Raw genomic sequence first — 17,756 nt, 5'->3', positions numbered from 1 at the left:
GATGACCCGCACCGTTCTCATTGCTCCCGACAAATTCAAAGGCAGCCTCACCGCCGCCGAAGTAGCCGCTGCACTGGCAGCAGGGCTCCGCTCGGCAGGGTCGGATGGTTCCGGAACGGTCCACTGTGAGCTCCTTCCCCTCGCCGACGGAGGTGACGGCAGCGTGGACGCCGCCGTCGCCTTCGGCTTCTGCCGCCACTCCGTCACCGTCACCGGCCCCACCGGGCAGTCGGTTCACGCCACCGTAGCGTTCGACGGCGTTACGGCAGTGGTGGAGGTCGCCAACACCTGTGGCCTGGCCGTCTTGCCGGGCTCCGCCCTTGCCCCACTGGATGCTTCAAGCCGTGGGTTCGGCCAAGCCGTCCGGTTCGCGTTGACGCTGGGTCCATCCCGGGTTGTGCTGGCTTTGGGCGGCAGTTCCAGCACCGACGGCGGCATGGGAATGCTCACCGCCCTGGGCCTGCAGTTCCTGGACAACTCCGGTTCTTTGCTGGAGGGCACCGGCCGCTCGCTGCCCCGCCTCCACTCGGTGACCGGCTCCCTCATCCCGGAGCTGGACGGCGTCGAACTCATCCTCGCCACAGACGTCCACAACCCCCTGCACGGGCCCACCGGCGCGGCGGCCGTTTTCGGCCCCCAGAAGGGCGCCACTCCCGCCGAGGTCTCAACACTCGACGCCGGACTGGTCCACTTCGCTTCGGTCCTCACCGACGCCGGACTCGCTGATCCCGGACTTCCCCACCACCCCGGTGCCGGAAGCGCCGGCGGCATCGGCTTCGCCTGCCTGCTCCTCGGCGCAAAGCAGGTCTCCGGCGCAGACTACTTCCTGGACCTTCTGGACTTCGACACCCGCAAAGACGCCTGCGATCTGGTCATCACCGGTGAAGGAAGCATCGATGAGCAGACGCTGGCCGGAAAGCTGCCCGCCGCCGTCGCCCGCCGTTCCCTTGGGCGGCCCATCGTCGCCGTCGCGGGACGCTCACTGCTGGCACGTGAACAATGGACCGAAATGTCCCTGACGTCCGTCTACGCACTGACCGACTACACGGACAAGGACTCCTCCAAGGACCCCGGGTTGTCGGCAGAGTTGCTGAGGGTGATTGGGCGGGAGATCAGCGAGGATGTGTTGGGGATGGCACGGGCCTGAAGGGAGCCAATTAATCCACTCGGTGTAGCATGGGTGGCTGGCCCGCCTCCTGTAGGCTCGGGCACTCCATGTCCAGACTCACTGAGGAGCCTCGTGAGCTACCCCGAGAACACTGTCCAGACGCCCGCCCCGGCCATAAAGCCTTCCGGTAAGCCCGGCCGGGACGCCCTCTGGGGATGGTTGATCGGCCTACTCTCCGGCATTCTGGGGCTCGCGCCGTGGTGGATTACAGGTGCCACGCTTCCGCTACAAAATTTGTGGGCTACGCAGGTTATGCCAGCTCAGATGCCTCCTGCCCTTCTACCCCTGAGCCAGTACGAGGCGACCACCATCGTCGCCCTGCTTACGGTCGGCGGAGCGCTTGCCGGATTGGCCGTTCGCATCTGGTCACCAACCCGCCGTCGACTCGCAATGTGGTGCGCGGCTGCCGGCGTCTTCGCGGTGCACTTCACGGCCACCGTGCAATCATTCTCCGTGTTGCACGACGGACTGGCTCCGGGAACATTGTCCAGCCTCTATTTCGGCGGCCTTCTGGCGGGCGTGATCGGCTCAGTGATTGCGTCGTTTGTGGCCATGCTGCTCATCGCGTCCCCATCCCACGTCAAAGCCACCATCGGCTTTGGCCTCATGGCCATTCCGGTCACTTCCTGGGCTGTGGTGTGGATAGCGAGCGTAGTGGGTTTCCTCAACGTTCCCACGGCGGTGCCTACTGTTGCCCGATGGGTTCCGGCCGTACTGGTTGGTTGTGCGCTGGCGTGGTGTGGCCTCCGGCCCGCCCGCCGAGCGGTTGCCTGGGCACTCAACATTCTCTTCCTGTGGCTGCTGCCAGCGCTGTTCACCGCCATCCAATCCGTCCTCGGGACCCGGGTGCTGGCCGGGGACATCCCAGAAATGTTGTCGAGGGGCCGCGAGGTGTTCATGCGCGTCCTCGGACCGGACGGAGGGGCGTTGCCCACGATTCTGCTGGCTCTTGCCATCGGATTGGTGGGCGTCGGCGTCCAGGAAATATTGTCCCGCCGGGGTTCCCGGCAGGGAGCCAGCCAGTAGAGCATCCGCCGGCGGACTCTTGGTTACCGCGGCGACGTTGTAGTCGCCTCCTGCTCTGGCTACCGGGGCAATGGAGGCAGCAGCACCCGCGTCTCACCGACGTCAAGCGTGACCTCACGGGATGAGTCCACGTCTGCGGGAGTCTTGATGACGTAGGTATGTGGGGCCATGTCGGCTGTGCAGGCCTGTGCATCATGGGTCGCGACCTCCAACTTCACGTGCTGTGAATTGAGCACCTGAATCGACGAGGGGAAAGCCGGACAGCTGGAACTGCCGCTGAGGGCGACCGCAAACTTTGCACCGGCGTCCAACCATCCGGCCGCTGGACCCAAGGAAAGGTACGGCTCCTTGGCGTGGGTATCCAGATCAGCGGTAATCGCCTCCGACGGAAGTCCGCCCCTGAAATCAGACTCGGAAATGGACGATGGTGAGGCCGCGCATCCTGCGAGTATCGCGGCCAAGCCCACAACAGTGACACCACATGATTTCCCCATAAAGCCGAGGCTACGCCGTCAACGCAATCCTGTGCGCACCGACGTCGATGTTCAGCAAAACAAAGCAGCGTTCGGGCGATACTTGACTCTGACACTGTGGAAGACGAGAGAACTGAGTCATGTTATCCATCGGAGCTTTCGCGCAGATCGGGCAGGTGACCCATCGGATGCTGCGGCATTGGGACACCGCGGGTTTGCTCGTACCAGCCCACGTTGACGAGTTCAGCGGCTACCGGTCCTATGATCCGTCTCAACTTGAGCGGCTTCACCGCATTGTTGCCCTGCGCCAGCTTGGCTTCGGCCTCAACGACATCTCGTCGATTCTTGACCAAGGCGTCGAGGCTGATCGGATCGCGGCTCTCTTGCGGATTCGCCGCGCAGAAGTTGAGCAGGAACACCGGATCGCTGCTGCAAGGCTCCTGGACGTGCAACGCCGGCTCCATCTCATCGAGAAAGAGAATCACATGTCACAGATTGAAATTATCGAAAAATCCCTGCCGGCCGTACGCTTGGCAGCCCGCCGCGCGGTCGTAGCCGAACAACCCGAGGTTGCAGGCACCGTGGGGCCCGCCTTTGACGCTGTCTCGCAGATCATCGGGGGCGAAAGTGGAACGTTGGAGACACCGGTTGCGCTCTACGAGACAGTTGAAGACGGCCTGCAAATCATCGCAGGCTATGCCTATTCGGGACCAGCCCGCGAAGGCTTCGAGATCGTTGAACTGCCCCAGGTCGAGAATGCCGTCTGTGGCGTTCACTTAGGCTCCATGGAACACATTGCGGAGAGCTGGCAGGCGCTTCATTCGGAGATCTTCGCCCGGGGGCTCGTACACTCCGGTCCGTGCCGGGAACTGTACGTCCGGGCGGTGTCAGACGATCAATCCGACTGGGTGACCGAGCTGCAGCAGCCTGTTCGCCGCGCCTGAGGCATCGCGAGGGTTTCCCACAGTTAGTGGTGGACGCGGTCCGAATGCGGAGTCCTGTTATGGACGCCGCATTCGGCAGCTCACTGGCCACCCGCAACAGGTGGCAACAATTCCGTCCGTGGTGTGGTGGCTCGAAGCACGCGTTGGACGTGCAGGCCCGCCCAATCGGGCTCAAAGGCATGGGCGCGAAGGAGCCATCGGTGGAAAACCGGACCCAAGAGCAGTTCTGCAGCTGAGTCCGGATCATCGACACCCCCTTGACGAAGCCGGTCAGCAATTGCCCTGAGTTGAGGCAGCAGCAGCCGTTCCCGATATTGGGAGGCCAGCACCTCATCAGACTGGATGGCTGCGGTGACGGCTCGCAGAAGGGGCTCCTGCGTAGAGTTGGTCAACTCTACGATCGTCGCAACGACGAGTGCTTCCAGGTCAACCGCCAGATCGCCCGAGTTGGGGACGTGGACCATGCCGTCCTCGCCGAAGCTCCGCGCCAGGAGTGCATCGAACAGAATCGCCCCGGTCGAGGGCCAGGTGCGGTACAGCGTTTGCTTGCTCACTCCGGCCCGCGCCGCCACACCTTCCATCGAAATGCTTCCGAGGCCGCCTTCCCGGACCAGGGTCAGTGCCGCCTCAAAGACCAATATTCGAGTTCGCAGACGCGCCATATTCCTAGGGTACCCGCTAAAACGAGACGGTCCGTCCAGTTATTGATATGGTGGAATCATGGCTTCACCCCAAACATGGATGATCTCTGGCGCGAACCGAGGGCTGGGACGCGCTCTGACTCTCGCTGCACTCGAAGCAGGTCATGCAGTAGTTGCTACGACACGAGGTGCTCACTCGCTGCCGGACCACCAACGCCTCCTGGTGCAGGAACTCGATGTTCGCGACCGGCGGGGCGCCTTCGCCGCCGTCGATCAGGCCGTCGCGGAATTTGGGCGGCTGGATGTGCTCGTAAACAACGCGGGATACGGCCTCATCGGTGCGGTAGAAGAAGCAACCGAGGACGAAGCACGCGCCATCCTCGACACGGACCTCCTAGGTCCACTCTGGCTTAGCCAAGCCGCGATTCCGGTCATGCGCCACCAGGGACGTGGGCACATCGTCCAGATCTCAACTGTCGGAGCCGTGGGGACCATGCCTATGCTGGGGCTCTATAACTCGGCCAAGTGGGGCCTGGAGGGATTCACCGAGGCGATGGCTGCCGAGGTGGGCCGGTTCGGCATCCGGGTCACCTTGGCCGAGCCCGGTGCGATCGATACAGACTGGGCCGGCGGCAGCATGCATTTCTGCGCTCCGCTTGCCGCCTATGACGGACTGCGAACCGAACTGTTCGGCACCGCAAGCGTACCTTGGCCGCCGTCGGAAGCCGCCGGGGGAACTTCACCAGAGGATGTGGCAGCCGTGATCCTCGCGCACGTAGGGGACGTAGATGATCCGCGACTTCGACTTCTTATTGGTGACGACGCACCGGGTCAGGTGAAGGCGGCGCTGAAACTGCGTTTCGAAGATTACGAGCGGGACGCCCGCTTCAGCGATCACTAAGCCGGAAGCGGCCTTCGGGCGCCCGTTCCTGGCGACAGCGGACGCTGCTTAGCTCTGCGACTCTCCCCGAAACCCGACGCGAAGGCTGCTCCACCGCTTCCCCGTACGAATCGAGCTGCCAATCTATCGCCAGGCGATCGCCGAACAACCGCCAAACCCAATCCCGGTCGGCTGGGTAGACCGTCCACTCCACGGAGTCGCCCACTTCGATGAGCAGATGATCTTCCGCAATTTGCCAGTCCGTGAGCCACACAAGCATGCCACCATCGTCGCAGACACCGGCAGCGTCCAGGGTGCACGATGTGGCGTCGTGTGGGGCCAGGAACGGGGGCGGGACCCCCCGCGCCGCCCGGCGCCTTACCCTCAATCCGCCCTTGAATTCAACCGTTGTCCCCAGGCAAACCCCGCGATAGGGTGACCGGACCGTCCACCACATCACCGTCTGGAACAACTCTGGGAGACACCATGACTCATGTGAGACGTCAATTGGCTGCGGTCACGGCAGCATTGGCACTGACCGCGACGAGCGGCGCGATGGCCAGCCCGGCCTTCGCCGACCCCCGCGAAACCGACAAGACAGCCACGGCCACAGGTTACGGCGGTGCCGTCAGCACGGTAGATCCGGAGGCTTCCGCAGCCGCAATCGAAGTACTACGAAAGGGCGGCAATGCTGCCGACGCCGCCGTGGCCGCAGCAGCAACCCTGGGTGTTACCGAGCCCTACAGCGCCGGCATTGGAGGCGGTGGCTACTTCGTCTTCTATGACGCGAAGACCAAGCAGGTGGGAACTATTGACGGGCGCGAGACAGCTCCGGCGGGTATCAAGCCGGACGCCTTCATCAACCCCGCGGACCCCGACGGCAAGCCCTACAAATTCACACCGGACCTGGTCACCAGCGGAGTCTCCGTGGGCGTCCCCGGCACGCCCGCCACGTGGGAGCGCGCGCTGGAACGCTGGGGAAGCATGGACTTGGGAGACGCGCTGAAACCAGCCATCAAGGTGGCAAACCGCGGTTTTGTTGTGGACCAGACCTTCCGCCAGCAAACGTTGGACAACAAACTCCGGTTCGACGCGTTCACCTCCACACGGGACCTGTTCCTGCCCGGTGGTGACGCTCCCGCCGTCGGAAGTGTCTTCAAGAACCACGACCTTGCGGCGACATACAGGCAACTGGCCAAAGAGGGCACTGACGCCTTCTACGGCGGCCCTCTCGCCGAGGAAATCGTCAAAACCGTGCAAGCCCCACCCAAGACGGCAACAACAGAGCTTCCCGTCCCCGTTGGTTCCATGATCACCAAGGACCTGGCCAACTACAAGGTGGTGGACCAGGATCCCACCAAGGTTGAGTACCGCGGCTACGACGTCTACGGCATGGCTCCTTCCAGCAGCGGCGGCACCACGGTGGGTGAGTCCCTGAACATCCTGGAAAACTACGACCTCAAGGGCATGACGCCAGTGGATGCCCTGCACCACTACTTCGAGGCCAGCTCGTTGGCCTTCGCGGACCGCGGCGCTTACGTTGGTGATCCTGCTTTCGTGAAGGTCCCCACCAGCACGCTGCTGGACGACGTCTTCGCCAAGGAACGCTCCTGCGAAATAGATCCGGCGGCGGCAGCTCCCAAGCCAGTAGCCCCCGGCAACGTAGAAACGTACGACGGCGCGTGCCCGGCTGCTGCTGCACCGCTCGCCAATGAGACGGATACAGAGAACATTTCCACCACCAACCTGACGGTCGCCGACAAGTGGGGCAACGTGGTGGAATACACGCTGACGATCGAGCAGACGGGCGGTTCGGGAATCGTTGTTCCGGGCCGGGGCTTCCTGCTGAACAACGAGCTGACTGATTTCAGCACCGTCTATGACCCCAAGGACCCCAACCGGATCGAACCGAACAAGCGGCCGCGGTCCTCGATGTCGCCCACCATCATCTTGAAGGACCAGAAGCCGTTCCTGGCACTGGGCTCCCCCGGCGGATCGACCATTATCACCACTGTGCTGCAGACCATCCTGAACCGCGTGGACTTGGGCATGACGGTTTCGGAGGCCTTGGCTGCCCCGCGGGCTGCACCCCGGAATGGTGCAACCATCAGTTCGGAGCCAGCCTTCATTGACGCGTACGGCCCTGCGCTGGAGTCGTTGGGGCACGATCTGGTTCCGGCCGGGGACGCTTTCACGTCCGCGGCTGAAATCGGGGCGGCAACCGCCGTCGAGTTCAATCCGGACGGATCTTTGACCGCGGCAGCCGAGCCCCAACGCCGTGGCGGAGGTTCAGCGATGGTGGTGAAACCGGCAAAGCCTGGAAAGTAAACCTTGGCGCAGTAGATCCATTCACGGTTGGCGGTTTTTCCTGACCTCCCGGTTGAACCTCCACAGTGTCACCAAGGACGCGGCCGCTATGAAGATCCCGGAAAGGATGGACCACCACGTTTGCTCTGAATCGGAGACGAAAACGGTCACGGCATAGGCGCCTAGGACCAATGCCAGAAAGAGCCATACCAACGGACTGCGGTTCATTGCGAATTCCTTTGTTGAAGTAGATGAAATGTCATGCCAGATCCCGCTTCAGGAACATCCCGAACGCAACCGCTGTAACCACTACAAGCCAGATCATGGCCCCTAGAAAAGAACCTGTGGCTGGTATGTGGATTGCTACGTGGTCAGCCCAGTCAGCGGCCAAGACTGGGAAGAGGAATTGTTCGGCGTTCCGTGAGGTGGCTGATAGGCGGTCAGGAAGTACCAAGCTCAACGGCACCGCGAAGAGGCTCACCATGTGGCTCCGGATGAGGGATCCCAGCGCAAAGCCCCACATCGATCCCATAGCGGCCGTGCCCGTGAAAGCCAGAACTGCATTAGGTGTAATTCCCCAAGCGCTGTCCATAAGTTCTCCGGAAACTCCGAACAGCACTCCTACGGTTGTTCCCGCAAGGAGCGCCGCCAGGACGGTGCTCACTAACCTGGCAGTGAACGCCGGTGCGCGCTGAAACAGCAAGACCCTGCGCGTGAAACAGCCCGCCCTATAGTCCGAGGTAAAGGAGAACGACCCCATCACCGCAGCCACTATGAGCATGAGCGACATGCTGGCTTGACGGAGAACAAGGTCGAACCCCGGTGATGTTTGAGATTCCAGTCGCGCCATGCCAATGAGTACGCCCACGAGCCCTGCCACCAAGAGGGCGCATAGGGCTGATCCCAGCCACAACCAGGGCCTTCTGACGTCAGAGAGAAAGGCTGACACCATCTAGAACTCCTTCCCTAGGAGAAGACGCACGGCACATAGACCTGCCGCCATGAGCCAGCCAAGGGATACAAGGAGAGCAGGAAATGGTGCCAGAAGTCCGTCGAAGGGCAGGGACGCAATTCCCGCCAAAGCTCCGGAGGGAAGCCAGCGCGCTACTTCCGGTGCACTTGCCATGAGTGGCACCTCGACGGCCAGCGGAATCAGCAGGGTGAGTATGGTGGTCGCGTAGTAGTGCCGGATGATCCAACCCAGCGAGCATCCCCACAATGAACCCATGGTCGCGGCCAGCACCACACCCGGCATCTGGTTCCAGGACTCTGCCGCCAGCAGTTTGCCCAGAACACCTGGGGGCAGTGAAAACGCCGCACTTACGCCCCAAAGCACTGTTCCTGTGGTGACCGTAGCGAGGCCAACAATCGCTGCGGCCAAGTATTTGGATATCAGCACCTGCTTCAGCCCTGACAACACCACACTGCGCCGGAGTGTTCCGTAATAGGATTCCCGGGTGACCACATAGCTTCCTGCGAACGTAGCCACGGGTGCAATGCTTGCTGAAAGAGTCCAAAATGTCCGGACGTTGTCCGCGGCGGATAGCCCTTCTGAGTTATCTGGCCAGCCCAGGAAGTTTGCAACGAACCAAGGGACCAATGCGGTAAAAGCCAGAATGCCGAGCACTGAATAACCGCTGACATACCGCAGGAGCTCTGAACGGAGTCCACCGCCCATGGAACTTACTGCCGTTCCATTCACCGATTGCCCTCCAGAATCTTGAAGTACGCGGATTCCAGGCTGCCCCCACCGAGCGCTTTGGCCTCCTTGAGGGTTCCTCGAAACAGGGTCCTTTGCCTGAGAACCACAACCTCGTCCGCAACCTGTTCCAACTCCATGAGTTGATGGCTGGAAACGAGGGCGCTCCCGCCGGATGCGGCGAATTCCCGGAGGAACCTCCGGAGCCACTGGACACCCTCAGGGTCCAGGCCGTTAGCGGGCTCATCAAGAACAAGCATCTCCGGACTGCCCACCAAGGCGGAAGCAATCCCCAGGCGTTGCCGCATTCCCAGCGAGTAGTCCCGTACCTTCTTGTTTCCTTCAGCTGCGAGATCCACCAATTCCAGTACGCGCTCCACAGTCTCCGGCTCAGCCCCCACGGCCAGCCGGCAGATCTGCAGGTGCCGGCGTCCTGTCAGCCCGGGCTCCACGTCCATTCCGTCCAGGTTCACGCCAACTTTGGTGGCGGGCCGGGGCAGTGTCCGGTAGTTACGCCCGAAGACGGTTGCACTTCCCGACGTGGCCTCCACAAGGCCGGTCAGCCCTGCGAGCGCTGTGCTCTTTCCCGCCCCGTTGGGTCCAATCAGGCCCACCACCCGCCCGGCCGGGACATCGAACGTTAGGTCTTCGACTGCAAACCGCGGGCCTCTCTTCTTACTAAACGCCTCGAAGCTGGCGTGGACAATCATGAGTGCCCTCCCTTGGATTCGGTGGTTTGCCCGGACTGCACTGGCCACAGCGGCGAGTTCATGGCCGTGTCCAGCAGCCACTCCCCCAAGCTCATCTCCCGCTGGCTTGTCACTTCAGCACGGCCAGACGAGGACAGGTTCATGCCTGATTCCAACTCGCTTGGGTAGGCAAGTACCGGCAGGTTGTTCCCGGCCAGTGCAACCGGGGCGATGGTGTCCAGCGCTGCCATGGCGTTCGACGGCGGCGGGTCACCAATGGTGGCCCGGCCCAGGTTCTCGTGGATGATCATTCCCTGGGATTGGAGTGTGACGTGATCGCCGGGTTCGAACGCGGCGCCGGAACCTTGCAGCGGTGCCACGATATTCAGTTCGCCGTTTATGTAGGTGTAGCCGGCTACGGTCACGGGTCTTACTGGAATGGAAGCCATGAGCGCTCCGGCGGCCACAGCACCCAAACCGACAACCAGAACCCGCCTCCACGCTGGGCTTCCGTTCTTGGTTGCTGCACGGAAAAAGCCGAAGACACCCTTGGCGGCCATCACCAGCAGCAGGCAAAGAACACCGAAAACAACCAGGTGCCCCGCATATCCAAGTTGCAGAAAGATGGGCACAAGCCTTTGGTAGCCGATCACCATGAAGGCAATCCCTGACAGGAAGCTTGCTAGACCGAACCAGGGCAAGAGACCTTGGTTCGGGATACAGCGCCGGGATCCAAGAACACGGGAGCTGACGACGTCGGCCAGCGCATCGATCGATTTCTTCCGGAGATGGGGAAGGTCCACGGCGGACATCAGAGCCACGTAACCGTCCAATTTGATGAAGGGAAAGAGGTTCAACACCGCCACGGCGTAGCAAATCAATCCGTAGAGAACAGCTGCGTCCTTCACTGATGACTCCGGGAGGAACACTTGCACTGCCATCACAATGCTCCCCAAGGCAACGTGCACCAAAGGACCGGCAAGGGCGACGAGCACCCGCTGCCTGCGCGAACTTAGCCGCCACCCATCGGTAACGTCGCAGAAGAAGGCAGGTGAGAGGTAGAACAGCATGATCCCGATCCGCCGCGGCGTGCCCCCAAAGTAGGTGAGCGCCATGCCATGGCCCAGTTCGTGCAGCAACGTCGACGCGAACATCGCTGCCACCACGTACAGATAGGCCTCCATAGGAAGAGGGGTAGACAGGACACGCCACATGCTGGGCCCCGCAAAAGACGCACCGATCAATCCGCTGAGCAGGAGAAGCAACGCTGTGACGGCGCCTGCAGGTCTGATCATGGCTGTGACTGCCGGGCGGAAACTCTCCAACAGCTGTGCCGGATTGAAAAGGGTGAACTGCACCGTGAAGGGCGGTCTCAACTGGACCCGTCGAGTCTCAGCCGGCCCCGCGCCGTCGTCGAAAATTCCCGTGTGCGCCAGCTGGCGCACAATCCCTTCCACGTCCGCAGGCGTCCAAAGTGGTCCCAGTAGCTGGGCGATCTGGGCCGGTTGCATGGAGCCGTCCACCGCTTTCAAGACATCGGCGACGTCGGAGGAGACCCGCGCTTTCGGCACGCCATTGATGGCGACAATCCACGGCCCGCCTTCCTGCAACGGCCGGTCGATGGAAGCTGCCGACGCGAGCTGCACCGGCCACTCGAGCCCGCCATGTACAGCCTTCCCGGGCCTGCTCATATCAACGGATGAGGCGTTGCAGGGCAGCCCGGCATCACGAACAGCTCCTTGGTCTCGTCCATGGTCAAGGGAACAGCCCCCGGGCAGATGGTCTTGCCGGCCGTCCAACCCAGCTCTTGGATAGCTCGAGGAAGCCTATGCGTGAGGTTGACCCAGTGGGTGCGAATGTTTCGTCCGGCCAGGTACTGCACCAGACCATCCACGTCGGGCATGGGCCGGCATCCAGGAAAGCTGGATGGTATGAAGGACCCAACCCACTGCCGCAATTCGGTTACCGCCGGTGCAGTCGTCCAGAAGTCAGCGCGGGAATCGTCGTCGGTCACGGGTGCATACGTCCCTGCGGTGGGCGAGCGGCCGGAATCCGAACCGGTTGGGACCCGCCCGGCAGAAGGCATGCGTGTGTGGAACAACTCCCGGATTTGGAGCCCTTCTTGAAGCGCTCCCCCCAACGCCACCACTGGGTCCGAGGCAGATTTGAGTCCCACAGCGCCGAATCCGGCTGAACCGTTTTCCTCAGTAATGATGCACACGGCGGTCAACAGCGGAGCATCGTTGCTCGGAATGAAGGCGAGGATGGGCTCAACACCGGCTGCCCGGGCAGCCACAAGGAGCAGACTAAGTCCTCTGGTTTCAGATGACTGGCGCACCATCACGGGCATGCTCTCTGCGTCGAACTTTTCCAGTGGGATCCTCTGACGCCACGCTGTAAGAAAGGCGTCGCGTTCCATGACTTCTGCGATCCCGGAGCGCTGGGCGAAGGATTCCGAGGGTCCGGACGCCGCACCGTTGGGCGAGGGATCGAAGTACCTTTCCCACGGTTTCGTCTGTCCGCATCCAGGGGAGTAATCCACAACAGGGGCGGGAACTAGCGTGGGCTCGCCAGTCAGCAAGTCGATGGCACGGTACCAAGGGAAGTCCCAGTGCAAGGCGGAGGCGCATCCCAGGCCGGCGCCGACAAAGTCAATCCTGGTGCCGGGGCTGCCGTTCCCGGCCAGCAGATACTCGGAATCTTCCGGCACGGGAACCAGGGCGAATCGTTCAACCGCTTCGCCGGCACCTCTCGTCAGAGACGCCCGCTTTGTGACATCAAAGGCCCCTACTGCAGAGGCGATCCGAGCACCCGGTGTGCTGTTGGCTAATCGCCCCACGGTTCGCCACAGCCCCACGTCATTGGGCACATAGATGGAGGCTTCAGACACCAGCCCCAGGGAAGGGTGCAGCGTCCGTACGGGATCTACGCTCATTTGCCGCAAACCCATAGCTCCACATCATTCAAACCCGGGCTTGGCGACGCTATCCGTACCGGGCGGCGCTCAATAATCTTGAGTCCTTCTGCAGCGATCTCCTCCTCGAGGAGGCTGTTGCTCAGGAAGGCGACGTCGCTTGCGTAGGCGGAGGATCTATATGTCCCGTCCAAGCCAAAACTGACATGGATCATGGTCACGTGACGCGCTCCGTTGGCAGCGTCCCGGCCTTCCGCAGTGATCAGGAACGAATCGTCCCCCAGAGCTGAAACCGTGCAGCGGCCTACACTGCCTAGTGGGGCTTGGTGGTTGTCCGCGTTCAGGACCGTCAGTAGGAATTGACCGTCCGGCGTTAAACATTCGCGCACTCTGCGGAACAGCTCCCAGCGCCCCGCCGGATCAAGGAGCGTGATGGAACTGGCACCGAGAACCACACAACCGAAACCGCCGTCGATCTCAAAGCGGGACATGTCCGCCTCCACCAGTTCAACCTTTACATCGCGGGGGTTGAAGGCTTTGGTGTCTGTCTTCTCCTTCAGCATGGCCAACATTTCCGGTGACGAATCGACTGCGGTGAGCGGACGCCCCAAGGCAAGGAGGGGTCGCGTGATCCGTCCGGATCCTGCCGCAAGTTCCAAGATAGGCCCGGAGGTTTTCCGCGCAGCGGCCAGGATCTCGGGAAGCTCGGTGAGGTCGTTGGCGGTGATCTGGTCGTAGAGTCTCGATCCCGAAACGCTATACAAATCCTCAGGAGGATCGACGTGTCCAAGGATCCGCAAAATGGCGTCGGCGGTCTCATCTGGTGCGGTGTTCATCAGCTCGTGCTCTCCGGGAGTCGGTGTGGTGGTGTGGGTGCACGCGGGTGGTGGCCAAGATGGCACCACCCGCGTGGACTTGCTTAGGTAGCGGCGAGGCCGACGACGACGCCGGCAATGATGATGACGTCACCAACGCGGATGTACCACGGTGTATCGTCCGGGGTGTCGAGGTTTTCCAGCTCTTCGATGGTCAGCTGAAGGTTCGAGGCTGCGATCATTGACTTCTCCTTTCTTAGGTCTCTGGATACGGAGCGGAGCTTGTGTAGCGGACCCCTGATTAGGTGATGCTGACGGCGATCAGGCCGATGGCAACTCCTTGGGAAACACCGATGAACCAGTTGTTGAAGTCCGGGGTATCCATCGACTCGATCTCCTGGACGGAGATGTTGAGCTGATTTTGCATTCGTTTTCACCTCCCTTCAGTGCGCGTTTTGAGTTGGCTGCGCGATCAGGTGATGGCCACCGCGATGCCCACCAATGCCAGTCCTGCCGTGATGCCCTTGATGCGTTCGTCCCAGTCGTCCGGAACGTCCATGGCCTCCAGCTCTTGGATGTTGAGGTCCAGGGCTTTGAGTGCTGTGCTGTTCATGTACTCACCTCCTTCCTCTTGTCGCTCGTAGATCACCCGGTTGGGCGGACAAGACTGTGTGTCCTCGCCGCGCTATGGAGGACGTACTGAATCTGCGCGGCGTCGATGCCGCGGAGCATGGGCAGTGATCCGCCCCAGTTTCGGATTGCAGCTTCCGTGGTTAGGTGAAGCGTTTCGCCGCCGATGTTCTCGAGTCCGGCGATACCCCACCGCCGCATCAGGTGGTTGATACCAGGAGCCGGATCCGGGTCCAGCTCAGGGACCGCATCGGTGACCACGGACCACAGTTGTTGGAGCCTCCGGCGGTCGCCCCAGGCTGCTGCACCGTTGGTGATTTCGGCCCAGATAGGCCCGATCACAGACGCTGTCGCCGTCATTTTTCTCGCCCCTGTCACGTACGCGAGCTCGTTTGCGAGGTACCAGTGCCTTGCCCCGTAGGGGTTGCGGCCCATAAGGGCCCATCCGGTGTGCGTCTCCATGCTGAGGCGGGCCGCAGTTAGGCGGAGTTCCGCCGTATCGTAAAGAGTCAGCCGCTCTCCCAACCGGACCATCCGTTGGATGAGGACATGGCCGTCGTCGTCAAAGATGCTGTGCTGGCTGCCAACCATGGTGCCCGCCACTCTCAGCAGAGCTTCAAGCAGGCCTTCGAAAACCAGATACTTGGGCAGGGTGGCCAGATGCCCGGCGTCGAGCATTGCCACGTCACCCGCCAAGTTACGCGAGGCAATCAAGCGGCGTCCGACGGCGGTGTCCAGGCACGCTACAGCGCTGACTTCAGCGCCGGTACCCACCGTGGACGGCATGAGAATGGTCTTGGGACGATCGTTGGGGTTGGTGATCGGCGGCAACACCAACAGTCCGGAGCGCTTGGCGTGGCGCTCAGCGAATATGGTCAAAGCGGGATCAGCGGTAAAGATTGCGGCGAGCTTTACCGCGTCAAGGACTGAACCGCCGCCGAGTCCCACCACCGTCTGAAGTCCGTTTTCGCGGATGAAGCGGCCCACGGTCCTCAGCGTTTCCACGGTGACGGGCTCCGCAGTCAGTTCCAGGACAGCTGAACCTTTGAGGTCACCTTCAAGGAGTTTGTCTCGGTGCACTTTGAGGTCGCGGTCGACTACCAAGCCCGTTCTGCCGCGAGTGAGGCCGCCCACGTACTTTGGTGCCGTCCCGTCGTCGGCAATGACGCAACGGGTCCTCAACCCGTGATCGGCAATCACTCGAAAACTCCGTCGCGTTCGGCACTGAGCAGGCCTGCCTTTACGGCGTCCCGGAGCTCTGCAAAGTTGTCCTCCGTGTAAGTCAGGGCAGGCAGCAGTTGGATCCGCCCAGGCCCCGGCTGGACTATGGCACCGGCTTGATGAATGTTCCTCACTACAGTCAGGACGCCGTCTGAAGAGAGCGGCATGCCGTTTTTCGCGTGAAGCTTGAGGCCGCGCATACAGCCGCGACCCGTTGAGTTACCTACTCCCGGGGTGTGTTGAAGGTCTTCAATGACTGTGTTGAGACCCTCAGCCACCTGCTTGTTCAGGGTGTGGTGGTCCAAGCGCTTCATCTCAGCGATGGTGCTGAGGATCGCGGCACATGTTGCCGGTGTTCCAGCTTGGGTTTCCCCGTGAACAAAGATGGACTCTGATGCGTCAAAGAGTTGGGTTACGCGGTGGGCTATCAAGAGGGCGGCGCAAGCGCTGGTGCCATTGGTCAGGCCCTTTGACGAGATAATAATGTCCGGCTGTTGAGGCCAGGCATCTGAGGCGAACCAGCCTTCTACCCTGCCGAAGCCGGTGGCAACCTCATCGGCGACCACAAGGTAGCCGTGGTGGTCCCGGTGTTTGATGACCTCCTCAATGAAGCCGTCCGGCACTGATTCCGCGCCTGAACCCAGGACCGGTTCCATGATGACGGCCGCGATCCTGTGCCCTTCCCTTTGCATCAGCCGGGTGAGTTCCGCGCCGTCGTCGTCGAATCTGATGTGGCGGATATTGCGCCGGTCCACGCCGTAAACTGCCTGTCCGAGTTCATCACCGCTGAGGGCTTGGCTTCCATAGGTCAGCCCGTGGTAGCTGCCACTCAGGCCAACAATGAGCTTCCTCTCGGGCTGGCCGTTCAAAACAAAGTACTGGCGGGCGAGCTTCATCGCTGCGTCATTGGCCGCACCGCCAGAGGTGGAGAACACCACTCGTTGGAAGTCATGTGCAGGCAGACTCAGGAGGGCCCTTGAAGCCTCGACCGCTTTCCGGTGGGACGTGCGGAACAGCGGAAGGTAGGAGGCGGCGTGAAGTTCCGTAGCCACGGCTTCAGCTATTTGTTGGTTTCCGTAACCGAGATTGGTGTTCCACAGGCCGCTCTTTGCGCAGATCCGTTGCTGGCCGTCCTCGAAGGTGACGTGCACGCCGTTGGCGCTGACCGCCGTGTAGCCGGCCTCGTCGAAGTCATGCTGGGTGGTTAGCGGAACCCAGAGGGGAAGTTGTGTCCGCGGGGTTGGCAGGACCGGCTCAACAGTCATCGGCCCGCACCCATGATGTCGATGCCCAGCTGTTCAAAATGCGTGACCACCGCTCTGGCGGCACTCTCAGCCACATCAGCTGAAACCTTGAGTGCGGGTGCCACCACCCTGGCGGCAACCTGGATGTCTCGCATGGTGGAGACGGCCTCAATAATGGCGGCGGCGTCCGTGCCGATCTTGAAGAGCCGGCCCGTCTTAGGGTCCAGCAGGGTGTATTCGGCAGCCCGCTTGAGGATAAAAGGAGCGTCCGCTGACGGGAGGCCGTCATTGAGAGTGGCGCCGTAGAGACTGGTGCCGAATCCGACCAGGCTTGTGGTGGCCCGGTCTTCACGGGGAATGAACTTCCAAGCATCCAAGGCGGCCAGGTAGCGCGGGATCCAGGTCCTGGCCTCAAGGGAGTCCTGAATGGCCCAGGGGTAGTAGACAGCGGCAACGGCGGACTCCGGCCTCAGAGAAACGGCCCGGACTCTGATGTCCGGAAGCGAGTCACCTACCTTGCCGATTTTGGTTCCATAGGGACCGGACCTGACGGAACCATCCCAGGTGATGTGAAGCCGCGTCAGCAACAGGGTGTCCTTCGCGGCCCCGCTCAACAACCCGCGCTCCGCCAGGACGGCGTTGACCTCAGTGAGTTGCTGGACAAAATGGCCGGAGCGGACAGCTTCTTCTGCATCGTCGAAAAAGGCTTGCCAGTCCTCCTTGGTGGTGATCCTGACTACCGTCACACCCACCAGATTGACGAACGGGATAGCCACATAGTCCTGAATCTCCAAGCTGAGGGTGCCGTCCACCAGGAGCTCTTCCCCCGCGGCGTCGAATGACCCCGATGCCGTGACGATGCCGCCGTCGGCTTTGTCGCCGTTCAGAACCAGAACCGTAGAGCCTTCGCCGGCGAGAGTCTTCGCGTAATCGGCGTGCTCGGGATTCTCTACAAAAATAACGTGACCCGGTATCCGTCCGGGTACCCCTGTGATCCACTGATCCACAGCGGCGGCAATGCTCTGTTGCTGACTCAGCTTCATTTCCCCAACCCCATAGTTGTCTTCACCGGCAGCTCCGCATTTAATCCGGGGCTGCGTTCTGA

The 17,756-nt window shown here is 61.8% G+C and carries 21 protein-coding genes and 1 pseudogene; 6 read left to right on the top strand and 16 right to left on the bottom strand.

Annotated features, from left to right (window positions below):
- The first annotated feature begins 1 nt into the window (after position 1).
- Both HAV21_RS15380 and HAV21_RS15375 read left to right on the top strand, forming a co-directional pair.
- Positions 2-1,147, top strand: a complete 1,146-nt coding sequence (locus HAV21_RS15380) for a glycerate kinase (protein ID WP_166842342.1) — start codon at positions 2-4, stop codon at positions 1,145-1,147.
- 93 nt (positions 1,148-1,240) lie between these two features.
- Positions 1,241-2,194, top strand: a complete 954-nt coding sequence (locus HAV21_RS15375) for a hypothetical protein (protein ID WP_347877661.1) — start codon at positions 1,241-1,243, stop codon at positions 2,192-2,194.
- A gap of 59 nt (positions 2,195-2,253) precedes the next feature.
- On the opposite strand, the gene HAV21_RS15370 is transcribed toward HAV21_RS15375, so the two are convergent.
- Complete coding sequence (locus HAV21_RS15370) at positions 2,254-2,688, bottom strand: hypothetical protein (protein ID WP_142937934.1); 435 nt, start codon at positions 2,686-2,688, stop codon at positions 2,254-2,256.
- Between the two features lie 119 nt (positions 2,689-2,807).
- Between HAV21_RS15370 and HAV21_RS22310 the strand changes: the two are divergent.
- Together HAV21_RS22310 and HAV21_RS22305 are read left to right on the top strand one after the other, a co-directional pair.
- Positions 2,808-2,960, top strand: a pseudogene (locus HAV21_RS22310) (MerR family transcriptional regulator); the annotation flags it as partial.
- A gap of 192 nt (positions 2,961-3,152) precedes the next feature.
- The gene (locus HAV21_RS22305; RefSeq protein WP_238703347.1) at positions 3,153-3,611 is read left to right on the top strand and encodes a GyrI-like domain-containing protein; all 459 of its coding nucleotides are present in this window, start codon (positions 3,153-3,155) and stop codon (positions 3,609-3,611) included.
- An 80-nt stretch (positions 3,612-3,691) separates the two neighbouring features.
- On the opposite strand, the gene HAV21_RS15360 is transcribed toward HAV21_RS22305, so the two are convergent.
- On the bottom strand, positions 3,692-4,273 hold the full coding sequence (locus tag HAV21_RS15360) for a TetR/AcrR family transcriptional regulator (RefSeq protein WP_166842341.1): 582 nt from the start codon (positions 4,271-4,273) through the stop codon (positions 3,692-3,694).
- 58 nt (positions 4,274-4,331) lie between these two features.
- Between HAV21_RS15360 and HAV21_RS15355 the strand changes: the two genes are divergently transcribed.
- Positions 4,332-5,153, top strand: a complete 822-nt coding sequence (locus HAV21_RS15355) for an SDR family NAD(P)-dependent oxidoreductase (RefSeq protein ID WP_243753323.1) — start codon at positions 4,332-4,334, stop codon at positions 5,151-5,153.
- Here HAV21_RS15355 and HAV21_RS22045 read toward each other — a convergent pair.
- Positions 5,140-5,412, bottom strand: a complete 273-nt coding sequence (locus HAV21_RS22045) for a DUF6578 domain-containing protein (protein WP_208096943.1) — start codon at positions 5,410-5,412, stop codon at positions 5,140-5,142. The two genes, HAV21_RS15355 and HAV21_RS22045, sit on opposite strands and share 14 nt — an antisense overlap.
- Before the next feature lie 206 nt (positions 5,413-5,618).
- Here HAV21_RS22045 and ggt point away from each other — a divergent pair, with 206 nt between their 5' ends.
- On the top strand, positions 5,619-7,460 hold the full coding sequence (gene ggt / locus HAV21_RS15350; RefSeq protein ID WP_166842340.1) for a gamma-glutamyltransferase: 1,842 nt from the start codon (positions 5,619-5,621) through the stop codon (positions 7,458-7,460).
- Between the two features lie 21 nt (positions 7,461-7,481).
- Here the strand turns inward: ggt and HAV21_RS15345 are convergent, their stop codons facing one another.
- From HAV21_RS15345 to mpaB, 13 genes are all read right to left on the bottom strand, one after another.
- Positions 7,482-7,667 (bottom strand): SoxR reducing system RseC family protein, encoded by a 186-nt coding sequence (locus HAV21_RS15345; RefSeq protein ID WP_142937930.1) that lies wholly within the window; start codon positions 7,665-7,667, stop codon positions 7,482-7,484.
- Between the two features lie 31 nt (positions 7,668-7,698).
- On the bottom strand, positions 7,699-8,391 hold the full coding sequence (locus HAV21_RS15340) for a hypothetical protein (protein WP_166842339.1): 693 nt from the start codon (positions 8,389-8,391) through the stop codon (positions 7,699-7,701).
- The gene (locus tag HAV21_RS15335) at positions 8,392-8,928 is read right to left on the bottom strand and encodes a hypothetical protein (protein WP_243753322.1); all 537 of its coding nucleotides are present in this window, start codon (positions 8,926-8,928) and stop codon (positions 8,392-8,394) included.
- Positions 8,929-9,137: 209 nt separating this feature from the next.
- Positions 9,138-9,848, bottom strand: a complete 711-nt coding sequence (locus HAV21_RS15330; protein WP_166842337.1) for an ATP-binding cassette domain-containing protein — start codon at positions 9,846-9,848, stop codon at positions 9,138-9,140.
- Complete coding sequence (gene mpaP / locus HAV21_RS15325; RefSeq protein ID WP_166842336.1) at positions 9,845-11,518, bottom strand: daptide biosynthesis intramembrane metalloprotease; 1,674 nt, start codon at positions 11,516-11,518, stop codon at positions 9,845-9,847. Before mpaP ends, HAV21_RS15330 begins: the two co-directional genes overlap by 4 nt.
- Positions 11,515-12,762 (bottom strand): YcaO-like family protein, encoded by a 1,248-nt coding sequence (locus HAV21_RS15320; protein WP_166842335.1) that lies wholly within the window; start codon positions 12,760-12,762, stop codon positions 11,515-11,517. The genes mpaP and HAV21_RS15320 overlap by 4 nt, the downstream gene beginning before the upstream one ends.
- The gene (gene mpaM / locus HAV21_RS15315) at positions 12,759-13,577 is read right to left on the bottom strand and encodes a daptide-type RiPP biosynthesis methyltransferase (RefSeq protein WP_166842334.1); all 819 of its coding nucleotides are present in this window, start codon (positions 13,575-13,577) and stop codon (positions 12,759-12,761) included. The genes HAV21_RS15320 and mpaM overlap by 4 nt, the downstream gene beginning before the upstream one ends.
- 83 nt (positions 13,578-13,660) lie before the next feature.
- On the bottom strand, positions 13,661-13,798 hold the full coding sequence (locus HAV21_RS15310; RefSeq protein WP_160147629.1) for a daptide-type RiPP: 138 nt from the start codon (positions 13,796-13,798) through the stop codon (positions 13,661-13,663).
- Between the two features lie 59 nt (positions 13,799-13,857).
- Positions 13,858-13,983 (bottom strand): daptide-type RiPP, encoded by a 126-nt coding sequence (locus HAV21_RS22505; protein WP_274595832.1) that lies wholly within the window; start codon positions 13,981-13,983, stop codon positions 13,858-13,860.
- 45 nt (positions 13,984-14,028) lie between these two features.
- Complete coding sequence (locus HAV21_RS15305; protein ID WP_160147628.1) at positions 14,029-14,169, bottom strand: daptide-type RiPP; 141 nt, start codon at positions 14,167-14,169, stop codon at positions 14,029-14,031.
- Between the two features lie 32 nt (positions 14,170-14,201).
- On the bottom strand, positions 14,202-15,386 hold the full coding sequence (gene mpaC, locus HAV21_RS15300; RefSeq protein ID WP_166842333.1) for a daptide-type RiPP biosynthesis dehydogenase: 1,185 nt from the start codon (positions 15,384-15,386) through the stop codon (positions 14,202-14,204).
- Complete coding sequence (gene mpaD, locus HAV21_RS15295; protein WP_166842332.1) at positions 15,383-16,672, bottom strand: daptide-type RiPP biosynthesis aminotransferase; 1,290 nt, start codon at positions 16,670-16,672, stop codon at positions 15,383-15,385. Before mpaD ends, mpaC begins: the two co-directional genes overlap by 4 nt.
- Entirely contained in the window at positions 16,669-17,694 is a 1,026-nt protein-coding gene (gene mpaB, locus HAV21_RS15290) for a daptide biosynthesis RiPP recognition protein (protein WP_166842331.1), read from the bottom strand. The genes mpaD and mpaB overlap by 4 nt, the downstream gene beginning before the upstream one ends.
- Positions 17,695-17,756 lie beyond the last annotated feature (62 nt).

It is taken from the genome of Paenarthrobacter sp. MSM-2-10-13 (genome assembly GCF_011605365.1).
GTDB lineage: Bacteria > Actinomycetota > Actinomycetes > Actinomycetales > Micrococcaceae > Arthrobacter.
This window is presented reverse-complemented; position numbering and strand designations above follow the sequence as displayed.